Raw genomic sequence first — 14807 nt, 5'->3', positions numbered from 1 at the left:
TCTAGCCTCTTTCATCTGAGCGGGTGCCAGGCACCCGCGGTAAACGTTCGTCGAGCAGCTGGTGCAGTGCGCTATCCGTCGGCCAGTTGCGCAGGAAGCGCGCACGGTCGCGGGCATAGGCGCGGGCGAAGCTCGCGTCTCGCGAGTGGCGTTGCATGGCATCGAGGTCGATCAACGACCATTGCCCACCGTCGCCCTGCTCCTGCCAGAACAGGTTGTGCCCCTTCAGGTCGCCATGGCTGATGCGCTCATGCACCAGCGCCGCGAACAGTCTGTCCAGGGCCACAAGATCCGATTCCGGCGGCAGGCCGCCCCCCTCCGGTTGGTCCAGGTAGGGTTTGAAACGGGCGATTATATCCTGACCCGCCAGGTAATCGGTAATCAGGAAGGCCGGGCCGCGCAGCCACAGCCAGCGACGCTCGATCACCGCCAGCGGCTTGGGCGTGGCGATGCCGAGGAAGTCCAGGCGATTGCCCTCGCGCCACGAAGCCCAGGCGCGGCTGGGGCGCCAGAAGCGCTTGAACCAGTGCAGCAGGTTCTTGATGTTGTAACGTTTGATGACCAGAGGCCGGCCGTTCAGCTCGACCCTGGCGACGGTCGCCGCGCCGCCGGTCTTGTAGACATGTCCGCGATTTATGTAGGAATCCGGATCGGCCAGCAGCGGCTGCAACCCCTCCTCTTCCTCACGGCGCACCGCGCGCAGGCCGAACGGCCCCTTGAACACGCTGAACAGGCTGCAGTCGCGGGCGATCTTCTTCATCAGGTCGCCGACGCGCCAGCGTCGAACCTTCGCGATTTCCTTCTGCAGAGCTTCCAGCGGCAGCGCGTGCTCGCCGTTGGCCAGCAGATAGTGGATCAGCAGTTCTTCAAGATGAGGATCGAGACTGGCCGGCAGCTGGGCGAAGAACACCCCGAGGTTTTCCAGCACCTGCTTGCGCGACAGCGGCTGGCCGGGCGTTTCCGCACGGATACCGGCGCCGTCGATGAGGTACAGCTTGCCGCCGTGGCGCAGCAGGTTGTCCAGGTGCAGGTCTTCCTGCCACAGGCCCTTGGCGTGCATCTGCGCGATGGCGGTCAACGCCTCGGCGATGACTGCGGTCTGCCCGTCGGACAACGTCGGCTCACCTTCCACCGCGCGCCAGGCGTCCCAGAGGCTCTGCGCACCGTCGAGGAACTCGAAGAGCAGCCAACCGCCCTCGCCATCCTTCAGCCCGTCGGCGAGCAACTGCGGCGTGGTCAGGCCCTGCTCGGCGAGCAGGCGCACGCCTTCGCGCTCGCGCTGGAAGTGCCGCGCGGCCTTGCCGCCGACCAGCAGCTTGGCCAGCACCGCGCGGCCGCGCCAATTGGCCGCGCCGACATAGCGCTGGCCGGGCAACACGCGCAGCAGGCTGTCCAGGCGCAGTTCGGCGGCGCCGGCGCCATCCTCCAGCTCGACGCGCAGCGGCAGCGCGGGCGTGCGACCGGCATCGCGCAGGGAGGATAACCTCATGTGCGGCCTTCCTTCTTCTTGCGGCGGGCGCCGAGGCGGCGGTACCAGTCGTCGACCTCTCGCCCACTGGCCGAGGTACCGAGGTAGGCCGCCAGCAGGTTGCGCACGTCGGTTTCGTTCCAGTCCGGCGCACGGCGCAGCAGCGGTTCGAGGTCGCGCACGCGGTCGCGCTGGCCGAACCACAGCGGACGGGTCTTCTCCAGGTCGATCAGGGTCGCCTCGAAGGCATCGTCGGTTTCGCGCAGGAATATGTGCTTGGGATAGAAGCAGCCGTGCATCTGCCCGGCCTCGTGCAGGCGGCGGGCAAGCATGCCGCAGGCGTGCAGGATGGCCTGGCGCCGCTCTGCGGAGAGGTTCGACCAGCCCTGCAACAGGCTGTCCAGGTCGCGCCAGCCATCCAGGGCACGGGTCATCAGGATCGCCCGGCGCTCGCTGCCCACCTGCCGCGCGCCGAAGAAGGCCGCCTGCATGGAGGGAATGCCGAGCTGGTGGTAGCGCTGGATATTGCGGAACTCGCGGCTGAAGGTCGGCTCGCCCATGGGCTTGCGGACGCTGCGGGTCAGGTGGTTGCTCTGGCGCTTGAGGTAGTAGGCGGTGCCGTCCAGCTCCAGGCGATAGACACTGCTCCAGCCACCGCGCTCGGTGTTGGGCTCGTCCACGGCTTCCAGCTGCAGGTCCCACAGGGCATCGAAATCGGCCAGGGCGTTGCGCTCGAGCAGCGCCTGATCGCCCTCAGCAATGAAATCCTTCACTCGCGTCCCTCGAAGAAATGGACGATCTGCCGGACACGCTTCTTGTCCGACGCGTTCAATCGTTCGCGGCGCCGGTAGAGCAGGTAGAACTGCAGGCGCTGCGTGTAGGAAAGGTGGTACTTGGCGACCTTGTCGAGGGTGGCCAGGTCCTTGGTGATGCGGTAGCGCAGCATGAAGCTGACCCAGAAATCGCCAATCGGGCAATCGATGAAGTACACCGTGCCCTCCCCGTCCACCAGGATGTTGCGCCACTTCAGGTCGTTGTGGGTGAAGTGGTTGTCATGCATGGTCCGCGTGTAGCTGGCCAGCTGGCGCATGACATGCTCGACCCAGGTGCGATCCTTCAGGCGCGGATCGTCGCGCTTGGCCAGGGCATGCAGGTCTTCGGTCCCGACCAGTTCGCGGGTGATGATCGCGCCACGGGAGAAACCGCCGTTGGCGCGCTCCAGCCCGTAGGCCACCACTTTCGCGGTCGGTATGCCCCACTTGGCGAACTGCTTGAGGTTCTGCCACTCGGCCTTCACCCGCGGACGCGGCAGATAGCGGCGAAAACCCTTGCCCGGCTTGCGGTAGCGTTTGACGTAGTAGCGCACGCCGTCCCGCTCCACGCGGACGACATCGGACATCGCATCCTTGGTGATGCGCTCGCCGTCAAGGGCGAACACGGCATCCAGGCTGCCGAAATCGGCGGCGAGATGCTGGTAGTCGGCTTCAAGTGCCCAGCCGGCCATCAGAGCAGGTCTCCATAACGTTGCTTGCGGTCGTACAGCTTGGCCGCCTTGCGCTCCATCCACGCCAGCAGCGCAGCCTCCTCGCGCAGGATGTCACGCAGATTCTTACCGAAGTAATCACGCAGGAAGCGCAGCTTGTCGCGGCGCGTCAGGCCGATGTCCAGCGCGGAGAAGTACAGCGCCGCCAGGTCCTTGTTGCGCCAGCGGCGCGGCGTGGCGGCGCGGGTCTGGGCGCGGTGCAGGTCGATCACCGACAGGCGCAGGTCATCGGCGCTGACCGGGCGGTCGGTGTGCAGCAGGAAATGGCATATATAGCAGTCGCGGTGGTTGACCCCGGCGCGGTGCATGGTGCCCACCATCTTCGCCACTTCGGCGATCAGCGCACGCTTCAGGCGCGGCTCGGGCGGCTGCTGGCGCCAGTCCAGCGACAGGACCTCAAGGTCGGTGGTGGGCGCCAGTTCCTCGGTGATGATGAAGGAGTGCTGAGCGGCCGGATTGCCGCCGCGCTCGCCATAGGCCACCGAGGTCATGGTTGCCACGCCCGCCCGGTGCAGGCGCTCCAGGGCTCGCTGCTCCTGGCCCGCGCCGAGCACCGGCAGCTTGACGCTGAAGAGGTTCTTGACGATCTCGCCCCAGCCGATGCCGCGGTGGATCTTGACGAAGTAGCCGCGCCCGTCGACCTCGGTGCGCAGCGTGCGGCGGCCTTCCAGTTCGCGGTAGACCTTGCCTTGCAGGCGCTCGACCTCGACGAAGGGGTCCTTGCCGGTCCACAGGGTCTTGAAGGGTTCGTGCAGCTCGAGCTTCATGCGCGCTCCCGCAGGATCAGGTCGGCGGCATGCTGCGGCATGCTGTAGAGGTCGGCGGTGTCGGCGAAGGCCAGACCGTTGCGCGACCACTCGGCGCGTGCGGCATCGTCCTCCAGCATGTCCTTGAGCATGGCGTTGAAATCGTCCTGCTCGAAGGGCGACGGCACCACTCGACCGGCCTTGGCCTCGTCGATGTAGTGGGCGTAGCCGCAAACGTCGGTGACCAGCACCGGCAGCCCCGCCACCACCGCCTCCAGCAGCACGGTGCCGGTGTTCTCGTTGTAGGCCGGGTGGATCAGCAGGTCGGCGCCGAGCAGGAAGCGCGGAATGTCGCTACGCCCCTTGAGGATCTGCACGTTGTCCGACAGCCCCAGCGCCTTGACCTGCAGCAGGAAGGGCTTGGGGTCGTCCTGGCCGATGGCGATCAGCCGGGTGCGCTTGCGCAAGCTGCGCGGCAGCGCGGCCAGCGCCTTCAGGCTGCGGTCCAGGCCCTTGGTCTTGAAACCCGAGCCGATCTGCACCAGCAGCAGGTCATCGTCGGCCAGCTTGAACTCGCGGCGGAACTCGGCGCGGATCTCGGCGGCGTTGGCCGGCGCACGGCGATCCTGGGCAATGCCCGGCGGCAGCAGGTGGAAGCGCGCCTCGGGGGTGCGGTAATGCTTGATGAACAGCGGCTGCTGCACCTCGGAGATCATCAGGATCTCGGTTTTCGACTCCGGCGCGAACACCGCGCGTTCGTAGTCGGCGAAGTGCTTGTAACGGCCCCAGCGGCGGTAGAACGAATTGCGCAGGGTCTGCGCCTTGTCCTCGAAGCAGCCGTCGGCGGCGTAATACAGATCCAGGCCCGGCATCTTGTTGAAGCCGATCACCCGGTCCACCGGCGAGCGCGCGAGGTCCGCGGCCAGCCAGGCGCTGAATTTCTCGTTGCGGCGATGATTGAACAGCGACTTGACCGGCGCCACGCGCACGTCGAAGCCGGGCGGCACCTCGCCCTCCCAGATCGGCGTGTAGACGCGGATGGCGTGGCCGCGCTGCTGGCACTCCAGGGCGATGCGCATGAAGTCGCGCTGCAATCCACCGAACGGGAAGTATTTGTAGAGGACGAAAGCCAGGGTCATCGCAGCGTCTCCGGAGCCAGCAGCAGTGCCTCCAGCTGGGTCGCCACGCGCTGCGGGTTCAGGCGCGTGAAGCACAGAGGTTGTTCATGCCGCAGGTCGAACTGGCGCTTGTCTTCGGCCGTCGGCTGGTAGGTGCAGGTCTTCTGCAGACAGGGTGCGCAGGACCAGTCGCTGGCCAGGTGCACCTGGGAACGCCCATAGGCGCCGGTCAGGCCCGGATTGGTCGGGCCGAACAGCGAGAGGGTCGGCACGTCCAGTGCGGCCGCCAAGTGTCCGAGCCCGGTGTCGACCGCCACGCAGGCGGAAGCGCCGGCCAGTACCTTGGCCATGCCTGCAAGGCTTAATCTGGGGAGCACCGAGGCATTTTCCAAGCCCTGGGCCAGGCGCTCGGCGCGCTGGCGCTCGGCATCGTTGCCCCAGGGCAGGCGCACCGACCAGCCGCGCTCGCCCATGCGCTCGGCCAGCTCGCGCCAGTAGGCCTCGGGCCAGTGCTTGGTAACCCAGGTAGTGCCGTGCAGGAACACCAGGTAGGGCTCGGTTTCCACCGAATCCAGCAGGCGGCTGCGATCCAGGCCGTAGTCGCCGGTACCGCCAGGCAGCGGATAGTCCAGCGCCTGGGCGAACAACTGGCGCACGCGCTCGACGGCGTGCTGCCCCCAGGCAACCGGGTAGGTGCGGCGGTAAAAGCGGCTGGCGGCCGGCTCGCGGGCGGACTCGCGGTTCAGTCCCGCAACCGGGGTGCGGCGGCGCACGTAGCGGGTCAGCCAGGCACTCTTGAGCAGGCCCTGGGCGTCGATGACGAGGTCATAGTCGACCTCCTTCAGGCGCCGCTTGAAACGGCTCCACTCGCCGCTCTTGAGGGTCTGCCAGAGGTTCTTGCGCCAGCGGCGGATCGCCACCGGAATGACCTGGGCTACCGCCGGGTGCCAGGCGGGAATCTCGGCGAAGCCTTCCTCGACCACCCAGTCGAACTGGATGCCGGGAATGGCGCGGGCGGCGTCGGTGAGCGCCGGCAGGGTATGGATGACGTCGCCCAGGGACGACGTCTTGATCAGCAACACCCTCATTCAGCGCTTTCCACATCCACCGGATCGCCGACCAGACGGTCCAGCGCTTCCAGCACCGGCGCCGGCTTGAGTTCGCGCAGGCAATTGTAGTGGCCGAAGCGGCACACGCGGTCGAAGCAGGGGCTGCATTCCAGGCCGAGGCGGACGATTTCCACGTGCTCGGCCAGCGGCGGGGTGAACTGTGGCGAGGTCGAACCGTAGACCGCCACCAGCGGGCGGTTCAGCGCGGCGGCCACGTGCATCAGGCCGGAATCGTTGGTGACCACGGCGCCAGCGCAGGACATCAGGTCGATGGCCTCGGCTAGGGCTGTCTCGCCGGCCAGGTTCACCGATTCCTCGCGCAGGCCGGGGATCAGCCGCGAGCGGATGTCCTCGCCGCCGGGGTGGTCATTCTTCGAGCCGAAGATCCACACCTGCCAGCCGGCGCGGATCTTGGCCTCGGCGACCTTGGCGTAGTACTCGGCCGGCCAGCGCTTGGCCTCGCCGAACTCGGCGCCCGGGCACAGCGCCAGCACCGGGCGGTCCAGGCTCAGGCCGAACTTGGCCAGGGCGGCATCGCGGCTCTGCGCCTCGATGGACAGGCGCGGCTGTGGATAAGGTTGCGCCAGCTCGGCGTCCGGCTCGTAGGCCAGGGCCATGAAGCGCTCGATCATCAGCGGATAGCGCTCTTTATCCAGCGTGCGGATGTCGTTGAGCAGGCCGTAGCGCATCTCGCCCTTCCAGCCGGTGCGCGTGGGAATGCCGGCGAAGTACGGCACCAGCGCCGACTTGAGCGAGTTCGGCAGCAGGATGGCCTGGTCGTATTGCCCCTTGAGGGATTTGCCGATGCGCCGGCGCGCGGCGATATCCAGCACGCCGTGGCCGAGCGGGAAGCTCAGGGCCTGGCGGACTTCGGGCATGCGCTCGAGGATCGGCCGGCTCCAGTCGGGCGCCAGCACGTCGATCACACAGTCGGGATGGCGCTGCTTGAGGCAGTGGAACAGCGTCTGCGCCATCACCATGTCGCCCACCCAGGAGGGGCCTACGATCAGAATTCTCATGCGTTTTCCAGAAACGACCAGGGAGGCTCTCGCCTCCCCGTACTCCATTCATCCAGCCGCGCGGCGCAGGCCGTTACGGTCGGGTGCCAGGCATCGAATGCCCGCAGTCTAGCCCAGCCAGCGCGCCGGCCGGGCGGATTTCGTCACTCCCTGTGACCTGGCGCAGCGCCAGAACCGACCGGTCCCGGTCAGGTTTCAACCCCCGCCGACCTGGCGGCCATCATCCTGTCCGTCAGTTCTTCGGGGGGAATTTACGGAGGAAGCCGGGTGACTCAGGTCAGCTCGAAGGCCTTCCACATCGCCATCACCATGCGGCGTTCGGAATGGAAGTGGTCGCCGCTCACCACGCCCGGCTGCTTCTGCAGGGACAGCCGGTGGGCCGCCGCGCGGTACGCCCGGTAGGCGTCCTGCAGGCGAAGGACATCCTCACCGGACATCAGGCCAACTCGCTCAAGCCCGTCCAGAATGCGGATGTTGTCGGTGAACTCCAGCAGTTCCGGGTGCTGCCACGACCAGGCCAGGGCCGCGTATTGCACCATAAATTCGATATCGACGATACCACCGGCATCCTGCTTGAGATCGAACGAGGCCGTGGCTTCGAAGGCATTTTTCGCGGTGCCGGCGGCTGTGGCGGGAGTCCCCAGGTTGTCGCGCATCTTGGCGCGCATCTCGCTGACCTCCTTGCGCAGCTCCGCCAGGTCGCGCTGCTGGCCGAGCACTTTCGCGCGAATCGCCTCGAAGGCGCCGGCGACGCGCTTGCAGCCGGCCAGCACGCGAGCGCGCACCAGGGCCTGGTGCTCCCAGGTCCAGGCCTCACCCATCTGGTAGGCCTCGAAGGCGCGCAACGAGCTGACCAGCAGGCCCGAGGCACCACTGGGGCGCAGGCGCATATCCACCTCATATAGAGTGCCGGACGGCGTCTGCGCGGTGAGGAAGTGGATGATCTTCTGCCCCAGTCGCGTGTAGAACTGCGCGCCATCGATGGACTTCTCGCCGTCGGTTTCGCTCTGCGGGTCGCCGTCGTGGATGAACACCAGGTCCAGGTCCGAGCCGTGGCCCAGCTCCAGCCCGCCGGACTTGCCATAGCCGATGATGATAAAGTCAGGATCGCAGGGCGTACCGTCGGCGCGGGCCGGCCGGCCGTGGCGCTGCACCAGTTGATCCCAGGCCAGCGCCAGCACCTGGTCGAGGATCGCCTCGGCCAGCCAGGTCAGGTAGTCGCTGACTTTCATCAGCGGCAGCGTCCCGGCGATCTCCGACGCCACCACGCGCAGGGCGTGGGCCAGCTTGAAGTGGCGCAGGGTTTCCATCTGCTGTTCGAGGTCGTCCGCAGGGATGCGCATCAGCCGCTCGCGCAGCTCGGCGCCCAGCTCGGCGGCCTGGGGCGGGCGGAACAGCCGCCCTTCATTCAATAGTTCGTCGAGCAGGATGGGGAACTTGGCAATCTGTTCGGCCACCATCGGGCTGGCCGCGCAAAGGGTCAGCAGACGCTCCAGCGCGCCGGGGTTCTCGGTGAGCAGCACGAGATAGGCCGAGCGCCGCGCCACCGCCTCGATCAGCGGCAGCGTGCGCTCCAGCAGCACGTCCGCCGGACCGCGCTCGGCGATCATGTTCAACAGGCGCGGCATGAAGGCATCCAGCCGCTCCCGCCCCAGGCGCTGCATGGCGCGCACCTGCGGGCCATTGCGCAGGTCGGTCAGGCGCTTCCAGGCGGCCGCCGGCTGGGTGAACCCGGCATCGGCGAATTGCCGGCAGGCGGACTCCTCGTCCACCGCCTCTTCCCAGATCGGAATCCACTCGCCACCAATAGTCGTGTCGACCTTGCCGTCCTCGTCTTCGTCCGGGTCGGCGATGACCTGGTGGAAATGCCAGTCGATGCGCTCGCGCCAATGATTGATGGCCTCGTGGAAGGCCGACCAGTTGGCGAAGCCCATGATGAAGGCCACGCGGATACGCTCCAGCTCGTCCTCCGGCAGCATCTGCGTCTGCCGGTCGGCGATGGCCTGCAGGGCATGCTCGGCGTAGCGCAGGAATTCGTAGCCCTCGCGCAGTTCGGCGACCACCTGCGGCGGCAGGTAGCCCTGCCCTTCGAGGATCGCCAGCACCCGCAGCAGCGGCCGCTGTTGCAGGCTCAGATCGCGGCCGCCGTGGATCAGCTGGAAGGCCTGGGCGATGAACTCCACCTCGCGGATACCGCCGGCACCCAGCTTGATGTTCTCGCTCATGCCCTTGCGTCGGACCTCCTGCTGGATCAGCTGCTTCATGGTGCGCAGCGCCTCGATGGCGGAGAAGTCCAGGTAGCGGCGGTAGACGAACGGCCGCAGCATCTCCAGCAGGCGCTGGCCGGCCTCCTGGTCGCCGCCGACCACCCGCGCCTTGATCATCGCGTAGCGTTCCCAGTCGCGGCCCTGGTCCTGATAGTACTGTTCCAGCGCGGCGAAGCTGTACACCAGCGGGCCGCTTGAGCCATAGGGACGCAGGCGCATGTCGACGCGGAAGGCGAACCCTTCGACGGTGATGGCGTCCAGCGCCTTGATCAGCTTCTGCCCCAGACGGGTGAAGAACTCCTGATTGTCCAGCGCGCGCTTGGCGCCCTGGGTCTCGCCGCCTTCGGGATAACCGAAGATCAGGTCGATGTCCGAGGACAGATTCAGCTCTCCCGCCCCCAGCTTGCCCATACCCAGCACGATCAGGTGCTGCGGCGAGCCGGAGCGATTGCCGATGGGCGTACCGAACTGCTGGCAGTGGCGCACGTACAGCCATTGATAGGCCTGGTCGATGCAGGCATCGGCCAGGTCGGACAGGTCACGGCAGGTGCCGGCCAGATCGCTGCGGCGGGTCAGGTCGCGCCAGATGATGCGCACCTGCTGGCGACGGCGGAAGCGGCGCAGGCGGCGACCCAGCTCATCCTCGTCGGCGCACTCGTGCAGCAGCGCCTCCAGCTGGGCGTGCATCTCGCCCGGCTGCAGGCCGCGCTCCAGTTCGCCGGTCGCAGCCAGCTCCAATAAAAAGGCAGGATCGCGCTGGACCTGCTCGGCGACGAAGTCGCTACCGGCAGTGACCCGGGCGAAGTCGGCATGCCGCTCGTCGGACCACGTGTCGAAACTGGCGATCTGTTCGGGGGAAAGCAGGGAAACGGCGGAGCGGAAATTCTGCTCGGCTCGCTCGGCGAGGGGCTTCAGCGTGGCCGGCACAGCGGCCAGGGACGGCAGGCTCATGTTCTATCCTGAGGGGTCGGCGAGGCGCCGGCATTCCTGTCTTTTCGCGCCCCTGTAGTTTTACTACTAACTTTTTCTGGCAGAGGGATGTAACTGCCGGCGATTTGTAGTAAAACTACAACCCGCCGGACGCACCCCCGGTGTACTTCCAAGAATTCGCCGCGTCGCCCACGAGGTTGATGCAGCTATCGGCAACGATCTACTGGCTTCCGATTCTGGAAGCCTTTCCGCCCTGGAGCAAGCCATGCAAGACCTTGATCCCGTCGAAACCCAGGAATGGCTGGACGCCCTGGAATCGGTCCTGGACCGTGAAGGTGAAGACCGCGCCCATTACCTGATGACCCGTATGGGCGAGCTGGCCAGCCGGTCCGGCACCCAACTGCCCTACGCCATCACCACGCCGTATCGCAACACCATTCCGGTCACCCACGAAGCCCGCATGCCCGGCGACCTGTTCATGGAACGCCGCATCCGCTCCCTGGTGCGCTGGAACGCCCTGGCGATGGTGATGAAGGCCAACAAGAACGACCCGGATCTGGGCGGCCACATCTCCTCCTTCGCGTCCTCCGCGACCCTGTACGACGTTGGCTTCAACTATTTCTTCCAGGCCCCGACCGACGAACACGGCGGCGACCTGGTGTTCTTCCAGGGCCATGCCTCCCCCGGCGTCTATGCCCGTGCCTTCCTCGAAGGCCGCATCACCGAAGACCAGCTGAACAACTTCCGCCAGGAAGTGGACGGCAACGGCCTGTCCTCCTACCCGCACCCCTGGCTGATGCCGGACTTCTGGCAGTTCCCGACCGTTTCCATGGGTCTGGGCCCGATCCAGGCGATCTACCAGGCGCGCTTCATGAAGTACCTGGAAAGCCGCGGCTTCATCCCCGCCGGCAAGCAGAAGGTCTGGTGCTTCATGGGCGACGGCGAGTGCGACGAGCCCGAATCCCTGGGCGCGATCTCCCTGGCCGGCCGCGAGAAGCTGGACAACCTGATCTTCGTCATCAACTGCAACCTGCAGCGCCTCGACGGCCCGGTTCGCGGCAACGGCAAGATCATCCAGGAACTCGAAGGCGTGTTCCGTGGCGCCGAGTGGAACGTCAACAAGGTGGTCTGGGGCCGCTTCTGGGACCCGCTGTTCGCCAAGGACGAAGCCGGCCTGCTGCAAGCGCGCATGGACGAGGTCATCGACGGCGAATACCAGAACTACAAGGCCAAGGACGGCGCCTACGTGCGCGAGCACTTCTTCGGTGCACGTCCCGAGCTGCTGGAGATGGTCAAGGACCTCTCCGACGAAGAGATCTGGAAACTCAACCGTGGCGGCCACGACCCCTACAAGGTCTATGCGGCCTACCACCAGGCGGTCAACCACAAGGGCCAGCCGACCGTCATCCTGGCCAAGACCATCAAGGGCTACGGCACAGGTTCCGGCGAAGCGAAGAACATCGCGCACAACGTCAAGAAGGTCGACGTCGAGTCCCTGAAGTCGTTCCGCGACAAGTTCGACATCCCGATCAAGGATGCCGACCTGGAAAACCTGCCGTTCTACCGCCCCGAAGAAGGCAGCGCCGAAGCCAAGTACCTGGCCAACCGCCGTGCCGCCCTGGGTGGCGTGATGCCGGTTCGCCGCGAGAAGAGCTTCCAGGTCCCGGTTCCCCCGCTGGAAACCCTCAAGGCCATCCTCGACGGCTCGGGCGACCGCGAAATCTCCACCACCATGGCCTTCGTGCGGATCATCTCGCAGCTGGTCAAGGACAAGGAACTCGGCCCGCGCATCGTCCCGATCGTGCCGGACGAAGCCCGTACCTTCGGTATGGAAGGCATGTTCCGCCAGCTGGGTATCTACTCCTCCGTCGGCCAGCTGTACGAGCCGGTGGATAAAGACCAGGTGATGTTCTACCGCGAGGACAAGAAAGGTCAGATCCTCGAGGAAGGCATCAACGAAGCCGGCGCCATGTCCAGCTGGATCGCCGCGGGTACCTCGTACTCCACGCACAACCAGCCGATGCTGCCGTTCTACATCTTCTACTCGATGTTCGGCTTCCAGCGTATCGGCGACCTGGCCTGGGCCGCTGGCGACAGCCGCGCGCACGGCTTCCTGATCGGCGGCACCGCCGGCCGCACCACCCTGAACGGTGAAGGCCTGCAGCACGAAGACGGTCACAGCCACCTGCTGGCGGCGACCATCCCGAACTGCCGCACCTACGATCCGACCTACGCCTACGAGCTGGCGGTGATCATCCGCGAAGGCTCGCGCCAGATGATCGAAGAGCAGCAGGACATCTTCTATTACATCACCGTGATGAACGAGAACTACGTTCAGCCGGCCATGCCCAAGGGCGTGGAAGAAGGCATCATCAAGGGCATGTACCTCCTCGACGAGGACAAGAAGGCCGCCGCGCACCATGTGCAGCTGCTGGGCTCGGGCACCATCCTGCGCGAAGTCGAGGAAGCCGCGAAGATCCTGCGCAACGACTTCGGCATCGGCGCCGACGTCTGGTCGGTACCCAGCTTCAACGAACTGCGTCGCGACGGCCTGGCCGTGGAGCGCTGGAACCGCCTGCACCCGGGCCAGAAGCCCAAGCAGAGCTACGTCGAAGAGTGCCTGGCCGGCCGCAAGGGCCCGGTGATCGCCTCCACCGACTACATGAAGCTCTATGCCGAGCAGATCCGTCAGTGGGTGCCGAGCAAGGAGTACAAGGTGCTGGGCACCGACGGCTTCGGCCGCAGCGACAGCCGCCGCAAGCTGCGCGACTTCTTCGAAGTGGACCGTCACTGGGTCGTTCTGGCCGCGCTGGAAGCCCTGGCCGACCGTGGTGATATCGAACCCAAAGTGGTGGCCGAAGCCATCGCCAAGTTCGGCATCAACCCCGAAAAACGCAACCCGCTGGACTGCTGAGGAGAGGCACGATGAGCGAACTGATTCGTGTACCCGACATCGGCAATGGTCAGGGTGAAGTCATCGAACTGCTGGTCAAGGTCGGCGACACCGTAGAGGCCGACCAGAGCCTGCTGACCCTGGAGTCGGACAAGGCCAGCATGGAGATCCCCTCACCCAAGGCCGGCGTGGTGAAGAGCCTGAAGGTCAAGGTGGGTGACACCCTGAAGGAAGGCGACGAGATCCTCGAACTGGAAGTCGAGGGTGGTTCGGCTGCCGCCGAAGCGCCCAAGGCCGAAGCTCCGGCACCGGCTCCGGAAGCACCGAAGGCAGAGGCTCCGGCCGCTGCCCCGGCTCCGGCTGCCGCGCCCGCCGCTGGCGCCAGCGTCCAGGACATCCATGTCCCGGACATCGGCTCGGCCGGCAAGGCCAACGTCATCGAAGTCATGGTGAAAGCCGGCGACACGGTCGAAGCCGACCAGTCGCTGATCACCCTGGAATCGGACAAGGCCAGTATGGAAATCCCCTCGCCGGTTGCCGGCGTGGTGGAAAGCGTGTCGATCAAGATCGGTGACGAAGTCGGCACCGGCGACCTGATCCTCAAGCTCAAGGTGGCAGGCGCGGCTGCTCCTGCCGCCGCGCAAGCTCCGGCTCCGGCCGCTGCTGCACCGGCTGCGGCTCCCGCACCGGCTGCCGCCGCGCCGGCCAAGGCCGCGGAAGTCGCCCCGGTGGGCGCGCCCAGCCGTGACGGCACCAAGGTTCACGCAGGCCCGGCCGTACGCATGGTTGCCCGCGAGTTCGGCGTCGAGCTGTCCGAAGTGAAAGGCACCGGTCCGAAGGGCCGCATCCTCAAGGAAGACGTGCAGGCGTTCGTGAAAGAACAACTGCAACGCGCCAAATCCGGCGCGCCGGCAGGCGCCAGCGGTGGCGCGGGCATCCCGCCGATTCCGGAAGTCGACTTCAGCAAGTTCGGCGAAGTGGAAGAAGTGGCGATGACCCGCCTGATGCAGGTCGGCGCCGCCAACCTGCATCGCAGCTGGCTGAACGTGCCGCACGTGACCCAGTTCGACTCGGCCGACATCACCGAGATGGAAGCCTTCCGCGTGGCCCAGAAAGCCGTCGCGGAGAAGGCCGGCGTCAAGCTGACCGTGCTGCCGATCCTGCTCAAGGCCTGTGCCCACCTGCTCAAGGAAATGCCGGACTTCAACAGCTCGCTGGCCCCCAGCGGCAAGGCGCTGATCCGCAAGAAGTACGTGCACATCGGCTTTGCCGTGGACACCCCGGATGGCCTGCTGGTCCCGGTGATCAAGAACGTCGACCAGAAGAGCCTCCTGCAGCTCGCCGCCGAAGCCGCCGAACTGGCCGAGAAAGCGCGCACCAAGAAGCTCTCCGCCGACGCCATGCAGGGCGCCTGCTTCACCATCTCCAGCCTCGGGCACATTGGCGGCACCGGCTTCACGCCGATCGTCAACGCGCCGGAAGTGGCGATCCTGGGCGTCAGCAAGGCGACCATGCAGCCGGTGTGGGACGGCAAGGCCTTCCAGCCGCGCCTGATGCTGCCGCTGTCGCTGTCCTACGATCACCGCGTGATCAACGGGGCGGCCGCCGCGCGCTACACCAAGCGCCTGTCCGACCTGCTGGGTGATATCCGCACCCTGCTGTTGTAAGTGTCACGGTTGTAAGTGTTGTAAAAGGCCGGCCCTGTGCCGGCCTT

Annotated in this window: 10 protein-coding genes; 2 read left to right on the top strand and 8 right to left on the bottom strand. The window is 66.3% G+C overall.

Features of this window, described 5'->3' with window-relative positions; translation table 11 throughout:
• Nucleotide 1 precedes the first annotated feature (1 nt).
• From J5M67_RS00415 to glnE, 8 genes are all read right to left on the bottom strand, one after another.
• Entirely contained in the window at nucleotides 2-1489 is a 1488-nt protein-coding gene (locus J5M67_RS00415) for a lipopolysaccharide kinase InaA family protein (protein ID WP_207882201.1), read from the bottom strand.
• On the bottom strand, nucleotides 1486-2241 hold the full coding sequence (locus J5M67_RS00410; RefSeq protein ID WP_207882199.1) for a lipopolysaccharide kinase InaA family protein: 756 nt from the start codon (nucleotides 2239-2241) through the stop codon (nucleotides 1486-1488). Before J5M67_RS00410 ends, J5M67_RS00415 begins: the two co-directional genes overlap by 4 nt.
• The gene (locus J5M67_RS00405) at nucleotides 2238-2972 is read right to left on the bottom strand and encodes a lipopolysaccharide kinase InaA family protein (RefSeq protein ID WP_207882197.1); all 735 of its coding nucleotides are present in this window, start codon (nucleotides 2970-2972) and stop codon (nucleotides 2238-2240) included. The genes J5M67_RS00410 and J5M67_RS00405 overlap by 4 nt, the downstream gene beginning before the upstream one ends.
• Entirely contained in the window at nucleotides 2972-3778 is an 807-nt protein-coding gene (gene rfaP / locus J5M67_RS00400) for a lipopolysaccharide core heptose(I) kinase RfaP (RefSeq protein WP_207882195.1), read from the bottom strand. Before rfaP ends, J5M67_RS00405 begins: the two co-directional genes overlap by 1 nt.
• Nucleotides 3775-4896: a glycosyltransferase family 4 protein gene (locus tag J5M67_RS00395; protein ID WP_207882193.1), complete on the bottom strand. Its 1122-nt coding sequence runs from the start codon at nucleotides 4894-4896 to the stop codon at nucleotides 3775-3777. Before J5M67_RS00395 ends, rfaP begins: the two co-directional genes overlap by 4 nt.
• Nucleotides 4893-5963: a lipopolysaccharide heptosyltransferase I gene (gene waaC / locus J5M67_RS00390; RefSeq protein WP_207882191.1), complete on the bottom strand. Its 1071-nt coding sequence runs from the start codon at nucleotides 5961-5963 to the stop codon at nucleotides 4893-4895. Before waaC ends, J5M67_RS00395 begins: the two co-directional genes overlap by 4 nt.
• On the bottom strand, nucleotides 5960-7003 hold the full coding sequence (gene waaF / locus J5M67_RS00385) for a lipopolysaccharide heptosyltransferase II (protein WP_207882189.1): 1044 nt from the start codon (nucleotides 7001-7003) through the stop codon (nucleotides 5960-5962). Before waaF ends, waaC begins: the two co-directional genes overlap by 4 nt.
• A 272-nt stretch (nucleotides 7004-7275) precedes the next feature.
• The gene (gene glnE, locus J5M67_RS00380) at nucleotides 7276-10221 is read right to left on the bottom strand and encodes a bifunctional [glutamate--ammonia ligase]-adenylyl-L-tyrosine phosphorylase/[glutamate--ammonia-ligase] adenylyltransferase (protein WP_207882186.1); all 2946 of its coding nucleotides are present in this window, start codon (nucleotides 10219-10221) and stop codon (nucleotides 7276-7278) included.
• Between the two features lie 244 nt (nucleotides 10222-10465).
• Between glnE and aceE the strand changes: the two genes are divergently transcribed.
• Together aceE and aceF are read left to right on the top strand one after the other, a co-directional pair.
• Nucleotides 10466-13114, top strand: coding sequence for a pyruvate dehydrogenase (acetyl-transferring), homodimeric type (gene aceE, locus J5M67_RS00375; protein WP_207882184.1), 2649 nt, complete (start codon nucleotides 10466-10468; stop codon nucleotides 13112-13114).
• A gap of 11 nt (nucleotides 13115-13125) precedes the next feature.
• A complete protein-coding gene (gene aceF, locus J5M67_RS00370) occupies nucleotides 13126-14760 on the top strand; it encodes a dihydrolipoyllysine-residue acetyltransferase (RefSeq protein ID WP_207882182.1) in 1635 nt (544 codons plus the stop codon).
• Nucleotides 14761-14807: the final 47 nt, after the last annotated feature.

Source organism: Pseudomonas sp. 30_B (assembly GCF_017491605.1).
Taxonomy (GTDB): Bacteria; Pseudomonadota; Gammaproteobacteria; order Pseudomonadales; family Pseudomonadaceae; genus Pseudomonas.
This window is presented reverse-complemented; position numbering and strand designations above follow the sequence as displayed.